13 protein-coding genes and 1 pseudogene are annotated in these 16,144 nt (G+C 61.1%); 9 read left to right on the top strand and 5 right to left on the bottom strand.

Features of this window, described 5'->3' with window-relative positions:
- Positions 1 to 125: 125 nt before the first annotated feature.
- From ACZ9H3_RS20515 to ACZ9H3_RS20485, 7 genes and pseudogenes are all read left to right on the top strand, one after another.
- Positions 126 to 1,037 (top strand): LysR family transcriptional regulator, encoded by a 912-nt coding sequence (locus ACZ9H3_RS20515; protein ID WP_065759944.1) that lies wholly within the window; start codon positions 126 to 128, stop codon positions 1,035 to 1,037.
- A 133-nt stretch (positions 1,038 to 1,170) separates the two neighbouring features.
- Entirely contained in the window at positions 1,171 to 2,628 is a 1,458-nt protein-coding gene (locus tag ACZ9H3_RS20510; protein ID WP_476222274.1) for a gamma-aminobutyraldehyde dehydrogenase, read from the top strand.
- A gap of 89 nt (positions 2,629 to 2,717) precedes the next feature.
- Positions 2,718 to 3,869: a putative ABC transporter substrate-binding protein YdcS gene (ydcS, locus tag ACZ9H3_RS20505; RefSeq protein ID WP_476222272.1), complete on the top strand. Its 1,152-nt coding sequence runs from the start codon at positions 2,718 to 2,720 to the stop codon at positions 3,867 to 3,869.
- Between the two features lie 142 nt (positions 3,870 to 4,011).
- A complete protein-coding gene (locus tag ACZ9H3_RS20500; protein ID WP_454240853.1) occupies positions 4,012 to 5,052 on the top strand; it encodes an ABC transporter ATP-binding protein in 1,041 nt (346 codons plus the stop codon).
- 1 nt (position 5,053) lies between these two features.
- A pseudogene (locus ACZ9H3_RS20495) lies at positions 5,054 to 6,005 on the top strand (ABC transporter permease).
- Entirely contained in the window at positions 5,995 to 6,801 is an 807-nt protein-coding gene (locus ACZ9H3_RS20490) for an ABC transporter permease (protein WP_454240851.1), read from the top strand. The pseudogene ACZ9H3_RS20495 and the gene ACZ9H3_RS20490 overlap by 11 nt, the downstream one beginning before the upstream one ends.
- Before the next feature lie 18 nt (positions 6,802 to 6,819).
- Positions 6,820 to 8,244 (top strand): gamma-aminobutyraldehyde dehydrogenase, encoded by a 1,425-nt coding sequence (locus tag ACZ9H3_RS20485; RefSeq protein WP_454240850.1) that lies wholly within the window; start codon positions 6,820 to 6,822, stop codon positions 8,242 to 8,244.
- Between the two features lie 83 nt (positions 8,245 to 8,327).
- Here the strand turns inward: ACZ9H3_RS20485 and ACZ9H3_RS20480 are convergent, their stop codons facing one another.
- The 3 genes from ACZ9H3_RS20480 to ACZ9H3_RS20470 all read right to left on the bottom strand — a co-directional run bounded on the left by ACZ9H3_RS20480 (position 8,328) and on the right by ACZ9H3_RS20470 (position 11,858).
- Positions 8,328 to 9,434 carry an NADH:flavin oxidoreductase/NADH oxidase gene (locus ACZ9H3_RS20480; protein ID WP_454240849.1) on the bottom strand — a complete coding sequence of 369 codons (1,107 nt, stop codon included), beginning with the start codon at positions 9,432 to 9,434 and terminating at the stop codon, positions 8,328 to 8,330.
- A 125-nt stretch (positions 9,435 to 9,559) separates the two neighbouring features.
- Positions 9,560 to 11,269, bottom strand: a complete 1,710-nt coding sequence (gene recJ, locus ACZ9H3_RS20475) for a single-stranded-DNA-specific exonuclease RecJ (RefSeq protein ID WP_454240848.1) — start codon at positions 11,267 to 11,269, stop codon at positions 9,560 to 9,562.
- A gap of 46 nt (positions 11,270 to 11,315) precedes the next feature.
- On the bottom strand, positions 11,316 to 11,858 hold the full coding sequence (locus tag ACZ9H3_RS20470; protein ID WP_065759953.1) for a YaeQ family protein: 543 nt from the start codon (positions 11,856 to 11,858) through the stop codon (positions 11,316 to 11,318).
- 143 nt (positions 11,859 to 12,001) lie between these two features.
- Between ACZ9H3_RS20470 and ACZ9H3_RS20465 the strand changes: the two genes are divergently transcribed.
- Both ACZ9H3_RS20465 and ACZ9H3_RS20460 read left to right on the top strand, forming a co-directional pair.
- Entirely contained in the window at positions 12,002 to 13,201 is a 1,200-nt protein-coding gene (locus ACZ9H3_RS20465) for a CaiB/BaiF CoA transferase family protein (RefSeq protein ID WP_476222268.1), read from the top strand.
- A 20-nt stretch (positions 13,202 to 13,221) separates the two neighbouring features.
- On the top strand, positions 13,222 to 14,100 hold the full coding sequence (locus tag ACZ9H3_RS20460) for a TIGR02285 family protein (protein ID WP_476222266.1): 879 nt from the start codon (positions 13,222 to 13,224) through the stop codon (positions 14,098 to 14,100).
- On the opposite strand, the gene ACZ9H3_RS20455 is transcribed toward ACZ9H3_RS20460, so the two are convergent.
- Together ACZ9H3_RS20455 and thrC are read right to left on the bottom strand one after the other, a co-directional pair.
- Positions 14,064 to 14,525: a response regulator gene (locus tag ACZ9H3_RS20455; protein WP_476222264.1), complete on the bottom strand. Its 462-nt coding sequence runs from the start codon at positions 14,523 to 14,525 to the stop codon at positions 14,064 to 14,066. The two genes, ACZ9H3_RS20460 and ACZ9H3_RS20455, sit on opposite strands and share 37 nt — an antisense overlap.
- 183 nt (positions 14,526 to 14,708) lie before the next feature.
- Complete coding sequence (thrC, locus tag ACZ9H3_RS20450; RefSeq protein ID WP_065759957.1) at positions 14,709 to 16,118, bottom strand: threonine synthase; 1,410 nt, start codon at positions 16,116 to 16,118, stop codon at positions 14,709 to 14,711.
- Positions 16,119 to 16,144: the final 26 nt, after the last annotated feature.

Below are 16,144 nucleotides of genomic sequence, written 5' to 3'. Positions count from 1 at the left end.
AGCCGATCAGCTTTCTTGCATACCGGTGTATTTGCTTCTGGATGTTGCACCCGAGGCAAAACACGCCTATTGATAAAAACGATATAGACTCACAAATCCCATAAAAACTCATAAAAGCCAACGCCATGATGACCTTGCGCCAGATCCGCCATTTCATCGCCGTCGCTGAGACCGGATCCATTTCCGCCGCCGCTCAAACCGCGTTCATTTCCCAATCAACCCTGACCCTGGCGATCCAGCAATTGGAGCAGGACATCGGCGTCAGCCTGTTCAGTCGGCACGCCAAGGGAATGACCCTGACCCATCAGGGCCATCAGTTCCTGCGTCAGGCCCACCTGATCCTCGCCACGGTCGACAATGCCAAGCGCAGCCTGCAGCAGAGTACCGATCAGGTTGCCGGACAGCTGACCATTGGCGTAACCAGCCTGGTCGCCGGTTACTACCTGGCCGACCTGCTGACGCGCTTCCAGCGGGCCTACCCGAATGTCGATATCCGCGTGACCGAGGATGAACGCCCCTACATCGAGCACCTATTGGTCAACGGTGAAATTGATGTCGGGGTACTGATCCTGTCCAACCTTGAAGACCGCCTGGCCCTGCAGACTGAAGTCCTTACCCACTCCCCCCACAGGCTCTGGCTGCCCGCGCGTCACCCTCTGCTCGAACACGACAGCATCAGCCTGGCCGACGTTGCCCGCGAACCGCTGATCCAGCTCAACGTCGATGAAATGGAGCGTAATGCCCAGCGCATCTGGGCGGGTGCCGGCCTGCAGGCCAACATCAGCCTTCGCACCGCCTCCACCGAAGCGGTGCGCAGCCTGGTCGCGGCCGGCCTGGGGGTTTCGATACAACCGGACATGACCTACCGCCCCTGGTCGCTGGAGGGCGACATTATCGAGGCCCGCCCCCTGGCAGACCTCAACCAGACCCTCGACGTCGGTCTGGCCTGGCGCCGAGGCACGGCAAGGCCGGCCTTGGTCGACCCCTTTCTCACCGTGGCCCGCGAACAACCCTCCGGGCGCAAGCCATCTATTTAATCGAACGCAGCCTTCAGTATTTAGAATTTGTAGACCTAGCTCATGGCCACTAGTCTCTCTGTGACGAGCACGCAAGGCCCCAGGCTTCCCGACGAAGCACTTGGCACCGACAGAACAAAAGAGAACTCGCACTATGGCTGGCACGCCCCCACTGCTCACCCATCTGCTGATTGACGGCGAACAGGTGGCCGGTCACGGTCGGGCCGAAGCAATCATCAATCCTGCGACCGGCGAGGTGCTGACCCAGGTTGCCGACGCCAGCACCGAGCAGGTCGAGCAGGCCATTCAGGCGGCTCAACGCGCATTTGCTGGCTGGGCCCGCACAACGCCACAGCAACGTTCCAGCGCCCTGCTCTCGATTGCCGATGCCATCGAAGCGCAGGCAGACCTGCTGGCGCGCCTTGACGCCTTGAACTGCGGAAAACCCCTGCATCTGGCACGCCAGGACGACCTGACGGCCGCCATCGACGTGTTCCGGTTCTTCGCCGGGGCCGTGCGCTGCCAGACCGGTCAACTGGCCGGTGAGTACCTGCCCGGCTACACCAGCATGGTGCGCCGTGATCCACTCGGTGTGGTCGCCTCGATTGCGCCATGGAACTACCCGATCATGATGGCCGCCTGGAAGATCGCGCCTGCGCTGGCCGCCGGCAACACCGTGGTGTTCAAACCTTCCGAGCACACACCACTGTCGATCCTGGCACTGGCCCCGGCGCTGGCAGAACGCCTGCCACGCGGGGTACTGAATATTGTCTGTGGCGGTGGCGAAGGGGTTGGCAGCCACTTGGTCAGCCACCCGGCGGTACGCATGGTGTCGTTGACCGGCGATATCGTCACCGGCCAGAAAATCCTCCAGAGCGCGGCCAAAACCCTGAAGCGCACGCACCTGGAACTGGGCGGCAAGGCACCGGTGATCGTCTGCAACGATGCCGACCTCAAGGCCGTCGTCGAGGCTGTACGCACCTACGGTTACTACAACGCCGGCCAGGACTGTACCGCGGCCTGTCGCATCTATGCTCAAGCCGGTATCCATGATCGGTTGGTCAGCGAGCTCGGCAGCGCCGTTTCCAGCGTACGCTTTGCCGGCAAGCGCGATGCCGACAACGAGATCGGCCCACTGATCAGTATCCGCCAGCGGGACCGGGTCGCAAGCTTCGTCGAGCGCGCCCTGAGCCAGCCCCACATTGAGCGCATCACTGGGGCTGCAGTGCATTCCGGGCCAGGTTTCTATTACCAGCCGACCCTGCTGGCCGGCTGCAAACAGACCGACGAAATTGTCCAGCGTGAGGTATTCGGCCCAGTGGTGACCGTAACCCGCTTCGACGAACTGTCCCAGGCCGTGGACTGGGCCAACGACTCCGAATACGGCCTGGCCTCATCGGTATGGACGCAGAACCTGGATAAGGCCCTGCAGGTTGCGGCTCGGCTGCAGTATGGCTGCACCTGGATCAACAGCCATTTCATGCTGGTCAGCGAAATGCCTCACGGCGGGCTCAAGCGCTCCGGGTACGGCAAGGACCTGTCCAGCGACTCGCTGCAGGACTACAGCGTGGTCCGGCACATCATGGCCCGCCAGGGCGAACCATGGGGTTAGACCCGCAGAACCGCACTACGCTTATAAGAAGTAGATCAGATAACGCCTTCACTACTGCCCCGACCATAATTTAAAGAAGAGGGATAACCATGTTCGTGAACAAGACTGCAGTGCTCAGTTCCTTGACTACCGCGCTGCTGGCCAGTGCCAGCCTGCAAGCGGCCGAACCACTCAAGGCTGTTGGTGCGGGTGAAGGCCAACTGGATATCGTCGCTTGGCCCGGCTACATCGAACGCGGCGAAAGTGACAAGAACTACGACTGGGTAACCGGTTTCGAGAAAGAGACCGGGTGCAAGGTCAGCGTGAAAACCGCCGCGACCTCCGACGAGATGGTCAGCCTGATGGCCAAAGGCGGTTACGACCTGGTCACCGCATCGGGCGATGCCTCCCTGCGCCTGATCGTTGGCAAACGCGTACAGCCTATCAATACCGCACTGATCCCCAACTGGAAGAACCTCGATCCGCGCCTGAAAGATGGCGCATGGTATGTGGTCAACAAGCAAGTCTATGGCACCCCGTACCAATGGGGCCCGAACGTGCTGATGTACAACACCAATGTGTTCAAGCAGGCCCCGACCAGTTGGAGCGTGGTGTTCGAGCCACAGAACCTGCCAGACGGCAAACCCAACAAGGGCCGGGTCCAGGCCTACGACGGCCCCATCTACATTGCCGACGCGGCGCTCTACCTGAAATCGGCCAAACCGGAACTGGGTATTCAGAACCCCTATGAACTCACCGAAACCCAGTACAAGGCCGTGCTTGACCTGCTGCGTCAGCAGCAACCGCTGATTCACCGCTATTGGCATGACGCAACCGTCCAGATGAGCGATGTGAAAAACGAAGGTGTGGTTGCCTCCAGCTCGTGGGGCTACATGGTCAACGGCCTGAAAGCCGAGAAACAGCCTGTGTCCTCGACCATTCCCAAGGAAGGCGCCACGGGCTGGGCGGACACCACCATGCTGCATGCCGAAGCCAAGCACCCCAACTGCGCGTACAAGTGGATGGACTGGTCATTGCAACCGAAGGTCCAGGGCGATGTAGCGGCCTGGTTCGGCTCGCTGCCCGCCGTCCCTGCAGCCTGCAAGGCCAGTGAACTGCTGGGCGTAGAAGGCTGTGCAACCAACGGTTTCGACCAGTTCGACAAGATCGCCTTCTGGAAGACCCCACAGGCCGAAGGTGGCAAGTTCGTGCCTTACAGCCGCTGGACTCAAGACTACATCGCGATCATGGGCGGTCGCTGACAGCTTCAAGTGCCGACCTTGCCGGTGCAGTAATAACCCTGCACCGGCAAGGTCAAAGCCTTGAGAGACACCTTACATCGATTTCAGCAGTCCAGGCTTTGGGCGCGCTGCGCGCCCTTACGCCTATCCGGAGCACCGCACCATGACGCTTGCAGTCCAGTTCACCCACGTTTCCCGTCTGTTCGGCGAAGTGAAGGCCGTAGACCGGGTTTCCATTGATATTCAGGACGGCGAGTTCTTCTCCATGCTGGGCCCGTCCGGCTCAGGCAAGACGACCTGCTTGCGACTGATCGCCGGTTTCGAACAACCCAGTGCCGGCTCGATTCGCATACACGGCGTGGAGGCTGCCGGCCTGCCGCCCTATCAGCGTGACGTCAACACGGTGTTTCAGGACTATGCCCTGTTCCCGCACATGAACGTTCTCGATAACGTCGCCTACGGCCTGAAGGTCAAAGGCGTCTCAAAAAACGAACGCCACGCCGCCGCCGAAGAAGCCTTGGCCATGGTCGCGCTGGGGGGCTACGGCGCGCGCAAACCGGCGCAACTGTCCGGTGGTCAACGCCAGCGTGTGGCCCTGGCCCGCGCCCTGGTCAACCGGCCGCGCGTACTGTTGCTCGACGAACCCTTGGGCGCCCTCGACCTGAAGCTGCGCGAGCAGATGCAGAGTGAGCTGAAGAAGCTCCAGCGTCAGTTAGGCATTACCTTCATCTTCGTCACCCACGATCAGACCGAAGCACTGTCGATGTCTGATCGCGTAGCCGTATTCAACCGAGGGCGCATCGAACAGGTCGATACCCCGCGCAATCTTTACATGCAGCCGGCCACCACGTTCGTCGCCGAGTTCGTCGGCACCTCCAACGTGGTCCGTGGCGAGCTGGCCCAACAGCTCAATGGCAGCAACCTGCCGTTCTCCATTCGCCCGGAACATATCCGCTTCGGCGAAGGCCCCTTGGCCAGCCATGAGGTGCAGGTCAGCGGGCTGCTTCATGACATTCAGTATCAGGGCAGCGCCACCCGCTACGAACTGACGCTGGACAGCGGCCAGACCCTGGCGGTAAGCCAGGCCAATAACCAGTGGCAAGCCCAGTCGCCGGTCTTTCAGCCTGGCCAACGCCTGACCGCGCGCTGGGCCCGCGAGGCCATGACCGCCCTGCAGGAAACCGCGTTGCACGAGGGCCAGTAAGATGAGCCTGACCCTGGATAAACAGGCGCCCGCACAACACGAGCCTGCGCTGCGACGCTTCTCCAACCTGCTCTACCGACGGCCGAACCTGTACCTGGCCTTGCTGCTGGTGCCGCCACTGATCTGGTTCGGAGCGATTTACCTGGGTTCACTGCTGACGTTGCTCTGGCAAGGGTTCTACACCTTCGACGACTTCACCATGGCGGTCACCCCCGAGCTGACCCTGGCGAACTTCACCGCCCTGTTCAACCCGTCAAACTTCGACATCATCCTGCGCACCCTGGGTATGGCCGTCGCGGTCTCCTTGGCCAGTGCAGTGGTGGCATTCCCGATTGCCTACTACATGGCGCGCTATACCAGTGGCAAGACCAAGGCCTTTTTCTACATTGCCGTGATGATGCCCATGTGGGCCAGCTACATCGTCAAGGCCTATGCCTGGACCCTGCTGCTGGCCAAGGGCGGGGTTGCCCAGTGGTTCATTCAGCAACTGAATCTGGAGCCGGTACTGCATGTCATCCTCGGTATTCCGGGCGTTGGCGGCAGCACCCTGTCGACCTCGCACCTGGGCCGTTTTCTGGTGTTTGTCTACATCTGGCTACCGTTCATGATCCTGCCGATCCAGGCATCGCTGGAACGCCTGCCGCCCTCATTGCTGCAAGCCTCGGCGGAACTTGGGCGCCAAACCCCGGCAAACCTTCATGCAGGTCATCCTGCCGCTGTCGATACCGGGCATTGCCGCCGGTTCGATCTTCACCTTCTCGCTGACCCTGGGCGATTTCATCGTGCCGCAACTGGTCGGCCCGCCCGGCTACTTCATTGGCAGCATGGTGTATGCCCAGCAAGGCGCTATCGGCAACATGCCGATGGCCGCAGCCTTTACCCTGGTGCCAATCGTGCTGATTGCCATCTACTTGTCCATCGTCAAACGACTGGGGGCCTTCGATGCACTCTGAAAAAGCGTCCCTGGGCCTGCGCCTGGCCGCCTGGGGCGGGCTAGTGTTCCTGCACTTCCCGATCCTGATCATCTTCCTCTACGCCTTCAACACTGAAGACGCCGCCTTCAGTTTTCCACCTAAGGGCTTCACCCTGAAGTGGATCAGCGTGGCGTTCTCGCGCCCCGACGTGCTGGAGTCGATCAAGCTCTCGTTGCAGGTCGCCTGCATGGCCACCCTGATTGCCCTGGTACTGGGAACCCTGGCCTCGGCGGCCCTGTACCGGCGCAGTTTCTTTGGCAAGGAAAGCATCTCGCTGATGCTGATCCTGCCGATTGCCCTGCCTGGCATCATCACCGGTATAGCCCTGCTCTCCGCGTTCAAGCGCCTGGGCATCGAACCGGGCATTTTCACCATCGTGGTTGGCCACGCCACCTTCTGCGTGGTGATCGTCTACAACAACGTCATCGCTCGCCTGCGCCGAACCTCGCAAAGCCTGATCGAGGCGTCCATGGACCTGGGTGCCGATGGCTGGCAGACCTTCCGCTTCATCGTTCTGCCCAACCTGGGTTCAGCCCTGTTGGCTGGCGGGATGCTGGCCTTTGCCCTGTCGTTCGATGAAATCATCGTCACCACCTTTACCGCCGGCCATGAGCGCACCCTGCCGATCTGGCTGCTCAATCAGCTCAGCCGGCCACGCGATGTACCTGTCACTAACGTCGTTGCAATGCTGGTGATGCTGGTGACCATGCTGCCGATCCTTGGCGCCTACTACCTGACCCGCGGCGGCGAAAGCGTTGCCGGCAGCGGCAAATAACTCCTGGAGGACTCGAACATGCAAACCAAACTGCTGATCAACGGCCAACTGGTTGCCGGCGAAGGTAGCGCCTACCCAGTGATCAACCCGGCACAGGGCAGCGTGCTGGTAGAAATCAATGAAGCCAGCGAAGCGCAGGTCGACAGCGCCGTCCGCGCGGCAGACCTGGCCTTTGAAAGCTGGTCGCAGACGACGCCGAAAGACCGCTCACACCTGTTGCTGCAACTGGCCGATGCCATCGAAGCGCATGGTGGCGAGCTGGCAAAACTGGAGTCGGACAACTGCGGCAAACCGTACCACGCGGCCCTGAATGACGAGATCCCGGCCATTGCTGATGTGTTCCGCTTCTTCGCCGGTGCCAGCCGTTGCCTGAGCGGCTCGGCGGCGGGCGAGTATTTGCCGGGGCATACCTCGATGATCCGTCGCGACCCGATCGGTGTTGTTGCCTCCATCGCTCCGTGGAACTACCCGCTGATGATGGTCGCCTGGAAGATCGCCCCCGCGCTGGCCGCCGGCAATACCGTGGTGCTCAAGCCCTCGGAGCAGACCCCTCTGACGGCCCTGCGCCTGGCCGAACTGGCCGCCCCGATCTTTCCGGCAGGGGTCCTCAACATCCTGTTTGGCCGTGGCCCGAGTGTCGGCACGCCGCTGGTGACTCACCCGAAAGTGCGCATGGTCTCGCTGACCGGCTCCATTGCCACCGGCGCCAACATCATTTCCAGCACGTCCGACAGCGTGAAACGCATGCACATGGAACTGGGCGGCAAGGCACCGGTCATCATCTTTGACGACGCTGACATCGATGCCGCCGTCGAAGGCATCCGCACGTTCGGCTTCTACAACGCAGGCCAGGACTGCACTGCCGCCTGCCGCATCTACGCCCAGAGCGGTATCTATGAACGTTTTGTCGAGAAACTCGGCAAGGCGGTGTCCACCATCAAGTACGGCAAGCAAGGCGACCCCAGTACCGAACTCGGCCCATTGATCACCGCCCAGCACCGTGAACGCGTTGCCGGCTTCGTCGAGCGCGCGATTGCCCAGCCACATATCCGTCTGATCACGGGCGGCAAATCAGTGCCTGGCCATGGTTTCTTCTTCGAGCCAACCGTACTGGCCGACGCCCAGCAGGACGATGAAATCGTCCGCCGTGAAGTGTTTGGCCCAGTGGTTTCCGTGACCCGGTTCGAGGATGAAACACAAGTAGTGGCCTGGGCCAACGACTCCGACTACGGCCTGGCCTCCTCACTCTGGACCGCCGACGTGGGCCGTGCACACCGTATCTCGGCACGCCTTCAGTACGGCTGCACCTGGGTGAACACCCACTTCATGCTGGTCAGTGAAATGCCGCACGGCGGGCAAAAGCTGTCCGGGTACGGCAAGGACATGTCGATGTACGGGCTAGAGGACTACACCTGCATTCGCCATGTGATGTTCAAGCACTGATCGCCCAATCGCAGGCAAGCCCAAATGGCAGCAGCGGGCTTGCCTGCGATGTTTTCCAGAGCATCGACGATGAAGGCTCGCCTTCAATCGCGCAAATCTGACTCGTGAATCGGCTGCTCGCGGCTGGTGGCGCGCTGGTATTGAGCAGGCCAGACCGCCTTGTTGCCGCCCAGGTCATCATCGGCATGCAGCGGCCAATAAGGATCGCGCAGCAGCTCTCGGGCCAGCAGGATAATGTCGGCCTGACCGGTGCGCAGGATATGTTCGGCCTGAGCCGGCTCGGTGATCATGCCCACTGTGCCTGTAGCGATTTCCGACTCCTTGCGTACCCGCTCGGCGAATCGGGTCTGGTAGCCTGGCCCGATCGGGATTTCGGCATGTACGGAGGTCCCGCCGGAGGACACATCAATCAAATCGACCCCCAGGGCTTTCAAGCGTCTGGCCAATTCGACGGTTTCATCCGGGTTCCAGCCATCCTCGACCCAATCAGTGGCCGACACCCTTACGAATACGGGCAGATCACGGGGCCAGACCTCACGGACAGCTTCGGTGACCTGCAGCGTCAAGCGAATTCGGTTTTCAAAGCTGCTGCCGTACTCATCACGGCGCTGATTGCTCAAGGGCGACAGGAACTGGTGCAGTAGATAACCATGGGCGGCATGCACCTCGACCACTTTGAAGCCGGCCGTCAACGCACGCTTGGCCGCACTGACGAAGGCCTGAATCACCTCGTGAATCTGCGCCACGCTCAATTCACTGGGGGCGGTGTGCTCAGGGTCGAAGGCAATTTTCGACGGCCCCACCGGTACCCAGCCACCGTCTTCGGGTTTGACGCTGCCACGCTTGCCAAGCCAGGGCCGATGGGTACTGGCCTTACGTCCGGCATGCGCCAGCTGAATGCCGGGTACCGCGCCTTGGGCCGTTATGAACCGGGTAATACGTTGCAATGGGCCGATCTGTGCATCGTTCCACAGGCCAAGGTCCTGAGCGGTGATCCGGCCTTCGGCGGTGATCGCAGTCGCTTCAGTAAAGACCAACCCGGCACCGCCGACCGCGCGGCTCCCCAGATGTACAAGATGCCAGTCATTGGCCAGCCCATCCGCGGCCGAATACTGGCACATGGGTGATACGGCGATTCGGTTGGGCAGGGTCAGTTGGCGCAGGGTGTAGGGCTCAAGCAGCAAGCTCATGGGGCACCTCTCAAATTAAGTGGTAAGGCTCCAGAGGCATTGATCGGCCGACCACAGAATCTTCCCCGCAGGCTCTTCGACCCGATCAACCCTTTTTAGAGCCTAGACCACTTTGCTCCCTGCAATCAGCGCGGCTCCATATGGACGATCATCAATTGCACGGTTTCCTGCCCTCGGAACTCGTTGAGGTCGAGTTTGTAGGCCAGTTCCACCCAACGCACGGTAGGGTTGGGCCAGATATCCCGATCAATGCCAAAGGCAATACCGTCGAGCTTGACCGAGCCACACTCACTCTTGAGCACCACTTTCAGGTGGCGCTCCCCCACCACCCGCTGCTCGACCAGTTGAAACACCCCGTGAAACAGCGGTTCAGGGAAGTGTTGCCCCCATGGGCCGGCATGACGCAACGCCCGCGCCAGCTCCAGGTGAAACTCCTCCGCCGAAAGGCTGCCGTCGGACAACAACCGACCGGTCAGGTCGTCTTCACGCAATTGCCGACGCACTTCCTCATCAAAGGCCTGAGCGAACGCCGGAAAGTGTTCTGCCGGTAATGACAGACCGGCCGCCATCGCGTGGCCGCCGAACTTGCTGATCAACTGTGGATGACGAGCAGCTACCGCGTCCAGTGCATCGCGGATATGGAACCCCGGCACCGAGCGGGCCGAGCCCTTGAGCATGCCCTCCCCGGCATCGGCAAAGGCGATGGTCGGGCGGTGGTAACGCTCCTTCAGTCGCGAGGCGAGAATACCGATGACGCCTTGGTGCCAGTCGGGCTCGAACAGGCACAGGCCGAACGGCATCGACTCCAGTGGCAAGTCCTTGAGCTGGGCCAGCGCCTCACGCTGCATGCCCTGCTCGATGGATTTGCGGTCCTGGTTCAACTCGTCGAGTTGGGTCGCCATTTCCTGCGCCTGGCCCGCATCCTCGCTGAGCAGGCATTCAATGCCCAGGCTCATGTCATCCAGACGCCCGGCCGCATTGAGCCGTGGCCCGAGAATGAACCCAAGGTCAGTCGAGGTAATACGCCGATGGTCACGTCGGGCCACTTCCAGAATGGCCTTGAGCCCAGGCCGGGCCCGCCCGGCGCGGATGCGCTCCAGGCCCTGATGCACCAGAATGCGGTTGTTCGCATCCAGCGGCACAACGTCAGCGACGCTGCCCAGGGCCACCAGATCAAGCAGTTCGCCGATGTTCGGCTGCGGCCGGTTGGCGTAATGCCCGAGGCTGCGCAGCCGCGCCCGCAGCGCCATCAGCACATAGAAGATCACCCCCACCCCGGCCAATGCCTTGCTCGGGAAGGTGCAGCCCGGCTGGTTCGGGTTGACGATGGCATCCGCTGCCGGCAGTTCGTTGCCGGGCAAATGGTGATCGGTCACCAGTACCTTGAGCCCGGCGGCCTTGGCTGCCGCCACGCCCTCGACACTGGAGATGCCGTTGTCCACGGTAATCAGCAACTGAGGCTGACGCTCCAGGGCTACTGCAACGATTTCCGGGGTCAGGCCGTAACCGAACTCGAAACGGTTGGGCACCAGGTAATCGACGTGGGCAGCCCCCAGCAAACGCAAACCGAGTATGCCCACCGTGCTGGCGGTCGCGCCGTCGGCATCGAAGTCACCGACAATCAGAATACGCTGGCGCTGCTCCAGGGCCTCGACCAGCAGGTCGACCGCCGCATCAATGCCCTTCATCTGCTGGTAAGGCAACAGGCGCGCCAGGCTTTTATCCAGCTCGGCCTCGGACTGCACGCCACGCGCAGCGTACAAACGGGTCAACAGGGGTGGCAGATCGCCAAGGAAAGGCAACGTGGTCGGCAAGGGCCGCGGTTCGATACGCATGGGGCTACAAGGGCTTCTCTGGCATTCGGGAAAACGAAGGGTGGGCTCAGACGCGCTCGCCGAGCAGCCACTCCAACTGAACTTCATGCTGACCGCGATCATCGGTGACGAAAATGGTCCCTTCACTGATCATCACGTCCCACTTGATTGCACGAGGCATGTCCGTGGCCAGCGTCTCCAACACGTCCTGGGGCACCGCTGCGATGTTGACGTTCTTCAGACCCTTGACCGCATCGACGACCTTGGTTTGCCAGACACGCAAGCTGCCATAGGCCAACAGGCTGGTGCGCTCTGTGCGTCGCGAGCACCAGGTCAGGCGATCGGCATCTGGCTGACCAACTTCAATCCAGTGCAGGACGCGATCATCCAGGCTCTTTTCCCAGAGTGCCGGCTCGTCGACGTCCGACAAGCCTCGGCCGAACGCCAACTGCTCGTTGTACCAGAAGGCATAAGCCAGCAGGCGTACGGCCATGCGCTCTTCGGTTTCCGAAGGATGGCGGGCGATGGTCTGCTTGACGCTTTCATACACACCGCGATCGAGGTCAGTAAGATTCAGTTCAAACTTGTAGGTAGTGGACGGCTGGGCCATGAACGGGCTTCTTGCGAAAAAAGAAAGTCGCCCAGTCTAACCGATCTCGACACCCAGTCCCTTACAAACCTGCGCCAGAGCAGTATCTGTCGTCGCACAGCTGTGATAAAAACAGTGCTCTGCCCAGTTGCAACGGATGCCTAATGTCTACGCCCAGCAAACCACTCGCCGGCTTGAAAGTCATCGAACTTGGCACCCTGATCGCTGGCCCCTTTGCCTCGCGTATCTGCGCCGAGTTCGGCGCCGAGGTGATCAAGGTCGAGTCCCCGGATGGCGGCGACCCGTTACGCAAATGGCGCAAGCTGTATGAAGGAACTTCGCTGTGGTGGTTCGTGCAGGCACGCAACAAGAAGTCGCTGACACTGAACCTGAAACACCCCGAAGGCCTGGGCATCCTCAAGCAGTTGCTCAGCGACGCAGACATCCTGATCGAGAACTTCCGCCCCGGCGTACTGGAAAAGCTCGGGCTGGGCTGGGACACCCTGCATGCACTAAACCCGAAACTGGTCATGGTGCGGCTTTCCGGCTTCGGTCAGACCGGCCCGATGAAAGACCAACCCGGCTTCGGTGCCGTCGGCGAGTCCATGGGCGGGCTGCGCTACATCACCGGTTTCGAGGACCGCCCGCCTGTACGCACCGGCATCTCCATCGGCGACTCCATCGCCGCCTTGTGGGGTGTGATTGGCGCACTGATGGCCCTGCGTCATCGCGAAGTCAATGGCGGCCAGGGCCAAGTGGTCGACGTTGCGCTGTATGAAGCCATCTTTGCCATGATGGAAAGCATGGTCCCGGAGTTCGACGTGTTCGGTTTCATTCGTGAACGCACCGGCAACATCATGCCCGGCATCACACCGTCATCGATCCATACCAGTGCCGACGGCAAGCACGTGCAGATCGGCGCCAATGGCGATGCGATCTTCAAGCGCTTCATGCACGCGATTGGGCGCGACGACCTGGCCGACGATCCGGCACTGGCCAGCAACGATGGCCGCGACCTGCGCCGTGACGAACTCTATGGGGTGATCGACCGCTGGGCCCAGAGCCTGCCACTGGACGCCCTGATGCAGACGCTGAACGACGCACAAGTGCCTGCCAGCCGCATCTACTCTGCCGAAGACATGTTCAGCGACCCTCAATTCCTCGCTCGCGAGATGTTCCTCCAGGCCAGGCTGCCCGATGGCAAGCCCTTCAAGATGCCTGGCATCGTGCCCAAACTGTCCGAAACGCCCGGCTCAAGCGATTGGGTGGGGCCCGAGCTGGGCGCCCATACCGATGCCCTGCTGAAGGACCTGGGCTATGACCCACAGGCGGTCGCCCGCCTGCGCGAGCAGGGCGCGGTCTGAACAGGGCGCGCAAACGGAGCATGCTCGGCGCTGTGCTGGGCATATTGCTCGGCATTGCCCTGCCGACTTCCGCCTCGGCCAAGGAAACGCTGACTTGGCTGCTGCGCGACCTTCCGCCACTGACAATCTTTGAAGGCCCGCAGAAAGGCCAGGGTGTGGTCGACCTGTTACTCAAAGAGCTGATCGCCAATATGCCCGAATACGATCACAGTATCGTCAGGGTGAACCGCGCACGTGCCCTGCAAATGCTGCAAGCGCCGAGCTTCACCTGCGATCCGACGTTGATCTGGACACCTGAACGCGACCGCTATGTGACTTATTCAATCCCGAACCTCGGCGCATTGAGTAACGGCCTGGTGGTGCGCAAACAGGACGCCTCGCTGATCACGCCGTTTCTCAAGGATGGCAAGGTCGACCTGGAAGCGCTGCTTGCCAGTCGCTTGCTCAAACTCGGCATCGTCGCCGAACGCAGCTACGGCCCGGTCATCGATGACATGTTGAAAGCCGCGCCTCAGGAGACCCTGAGCCGACACTATGGCAACGATGCCGTGACCAACCTGCTGCAGATGCAGCATCTAGGGCGCCTGCACCTGTTACTGGGCTACCTGCCGGAAATCCGCTACCTGAGCAAAGAGCAGCAACTGAACGCGGACCACCTGACGGTATACCCGCTCAAAGGCCTCCCACGCTATCAGTTCACCCACGTCGGCTGTTCAGATACCCCGCAAGGTAACGAGGCCATCAAGCACATTGATCAGTTGCTGCAGTCACTGCGTCAGGACCTGATGCCAACAGCCTACGCCCGCTGGCTGGATCCGGAGCTGCGCGACAGCTACCTGAATGACGCCCGGCACTTTTTCGATCAGCGGGCAGCAGACGCTGCGGCGCAGACGCCTTGAGTCGACATGAGCGACTGGGGCCGTGCGCTGGCACATGAATACCCTTCACGGTAGCGACGCAACTGCTGGTCCAGCGCCGGCACCGTAACAGGCCATGGCAGGCCACCCAACACCCATACCCCTTGCGCGCGCGCCCTGCTGCAGAGGCTGTTGGGTGACGTAGGATCTACCTCACCGACAACGAGCAGCGCCCTGACGCCCGAGTGATCGAGCAGGTACGCCAGCAATGCCTCACTCGCCTGCTCAGACATGGCGTCATCACAGATCAACAGGTCGACCTGCTTGCAACGCGTCAGTACGTCCATGGCTGATGCCAGGGTGTCAGCGGTGAGCACGTTGAACACCCCATTGGCGTTGAGCATTTGATGCAATGCCATCAGCTGAAAGGGCTGCTCTTGAAGCACCAGTACATTAAGGGTTTGCATGGCGGTTTTCCTGTTGCAGGCGTGATCGGTCGAACACGCGGGTACACTCTAGAAAACCCCTCACAGACATCCCATAGGACAATTCCGAAACACTGCCGGGATAAGTCCACAATCAACTCACCATAAACGCGAGCGAAAAAAAACCCGTCAAATGACGGGTTTTTCTCTTCTCGGATCAGCCGATTACAGCGGCTTGCCGCGATTGCCATGCTGGCTGACGAAAGCTTGTACAGCCTTCAGGTCATTCGCCAACACCGTGCATTTCTCTTCACGGCTGAACAGATCGGCCAGGTGAGCCGGCAGCTCAAGTGCCTTGCCAACACCCGCCTTCTCGACCGCTTCCGGGAACTTGACCGGGTGCGCTGTGCCCAGCACCACCATCGGAGTGTCCAGGCTACGACGGCACTCACGAGCGGCTTTGACGCCGATAGCGGTGTGCGGGTCGAGCACTTCACCGGTCTGGGCAAAGACGTCAGCGATGGTCTCGCAGGTTTGCGCGTCGTCGACCGCCAACGAGTCGAACAGCTTGCGTGCTTCGGTCCAGCGATCCTGCTCGACGCTGAAACCGCCGCCCTGCTTGAAGTTGTCCATCAACTCAGCGATGGCCGCACCGTTACGCCCATGCAGGTCGAACAGCAGACGCTCGAAGTTCGACGAGACCATGATGTCCATCGACGGCGACAGGGTCGCGTGCAGGGTTTCCTTGACGTACTGATTACCGCTCATGAAGCGGTGCAGGATGTCGTTGCGGTTGGTCGCGACGATCAGTTGGCTGATCGGCAGGCCCATGTTACGTGCCAGGTAGCCAGCGAAGATGTCACCGAAGTTACCGGTTGGCACCGAGAAGGCAACCGAACGCGCCGGGCCACCCAACTGCAGGGCAGCGTGGAAGTAGTAGACGATCTGGGCCATGATCCGCGCCCAGTTGATCGAGTTCACTGCCACCAGGCGCGTGCCCTTGAGGAAGCCCTGGTCAGCGAAGCTGGCCTTGACCATTTCCTGGCAGTCATCGAAGTTACCTTCGATGGCGATGTTGTGGATGTTCTCACCGAAGATGGTTGTCATCTGGCGGCGCTGAACCTCGGAAACACGCTGGTGCGGGTGCAGGATGAAGATATCGACGTTGTCGCAACGACGGCAACCCTCGATAGCGGCCGAGCCGGTGTCGCCGCTGGTAGCGCCGATAATCACCACGCGCTCGCCGCGCTTGACCAGAACGTGGTCAAGCAGGCGACCCAGCAGTTGCAGGGCGAAATCCTTGAATGCCAGGGTCGGGCCGTGGAAGAGTTCAAGCACCCACTCGTTGCTGTTCAGCTGACGCAGCGGAGCAACGGCTGCGTGGGCGAACTCACCGTAGGTTTCTTCGAGAATCTTCTTGAAATCGGCATCGGCAATGCTGCCGGTGACGAACGGGCGCATCACTCGGAATGCCAGTTCGTGGTACGGCAGACCAGCCCAGGAAGCGATCTCTTCCTGGGTGAAGCGTGGCAGGTTCTCAGGCACGTACAGGCCGCCATCGCTGGCGAGACCTGCCAGCAACACGTCTTCAAAATTCAGGGCCGGTGCCTGGCCGCGGGTACTGATGTAACGCATGACCTATTCCTCTAACGCAAAGACTG

Source organism: Pseudomonas sp. TE3910 (assembly GCF_056279025.1).
This window is presented reverse-complemented; position numbering and strand designations above follow the sequence as displayed.

What these genes read in the sequence shown, in the direction of transcription:
- ACZ9H3_RS20485 (WP_454240850.1), top strand. Translation starts at nt 6,820, where the DNA reads ATGCAAACCAAACTGCTGATCAACGGCCAACTGGTTGCCGGCGAAGGT.
- thrC (WP_065759957.1), bottom strand. Translation starts at nt 16,118, where the DNA reads ATGCGTTACATCAGTACCCGCGGCCAGGCACCGGCCCTGAATTTTGAA.
- ACZ9H3_RS20480 (WP_454240849.1), bottom strand. Translation starts at nt 9,434, where the DNA reads ATGAGCTTGCTGCTTGAGCCCTACACCCTGCGCCAACTGACCCTGCCC.
- ACZ9H3_RS20510 (WP_476222274.1), top strand. Translation starts at nt 1,171, where the DNA reads ATGGCTGGCACGCCCCCACTGCTCACCCATCTGCTGATTGACGGCGAA.
- ydcS (WP_476222272.1), top strand. Translation starts at nt 2,718, where the DNA reads ATGTTCGTGAACAAGACTGCAGTGCTCAGTTCCTTGACTACCGCGCTG.
- ACZ9H3_RS20465 (WP_476222268.1), top strand. Translation starts at nt 12,002, where the DNA reads ATGTCTACGCCCAGCAAACCACTCGCCGGCTTGAAAGTCATCGAACTT.
- recJ (WP_454240848.1), bottom strand. Translation starts at nt 11,269, where the DNA reads ATGCGTATCGAACCGCGGCCCTTGCCGACCACGTTGCCTTTCCTTGGC.
- ACZ9H3_RS20460 (WP_476222266.1), top strand. Translation starts at nt 13,222, where the DNA reads ATGCTCGGCGCTGTGCTGGGCATATTGCTCGGCATTGCCCTGCCGACT.
- ACZ9H3_RS20470 (WP_065759953.1), bottom strand. Translation starts at nt 11,858, where the DNA reads ATGGCCCAGCCGTCCACTACCTACAAGTTTGAACTGAATCTTACTGAC.
- ACZ9H3_RS20515 (WP_065759944.1), top strand. Translation starts at nt 126, where the DNA reads ATGATGACCTTGCGCCAGATCCGCCATTTCATCGCCGTCGCTGAGACC.
- ACZ9H3_RS20490 (WP_454240851.1), top strand. Translation starts at nt 5,995, where the DNA reads ATGCACTCTGAAAAAGCGTCCCTGGGCCTGCGCCTGGCCGCCTGGGGC.
- ACZ9H3_RS20455 (WP_476222264.1), bottom strand. Translation starts at nt 14,525, where the DNA reads ATGCAAACCCTTAATGTACTGGTGCTTCAAGAGCAGCCCTTTCAGCTG.
- ACZ9H3_RS20500 (WP_454240853.1), top strand. Translation starts at nt 4,012, where the DNA reads ATGACGCTTGCAGTCCAGTTCACCCACGTTTCCCGTCTGTTCGGCGAA.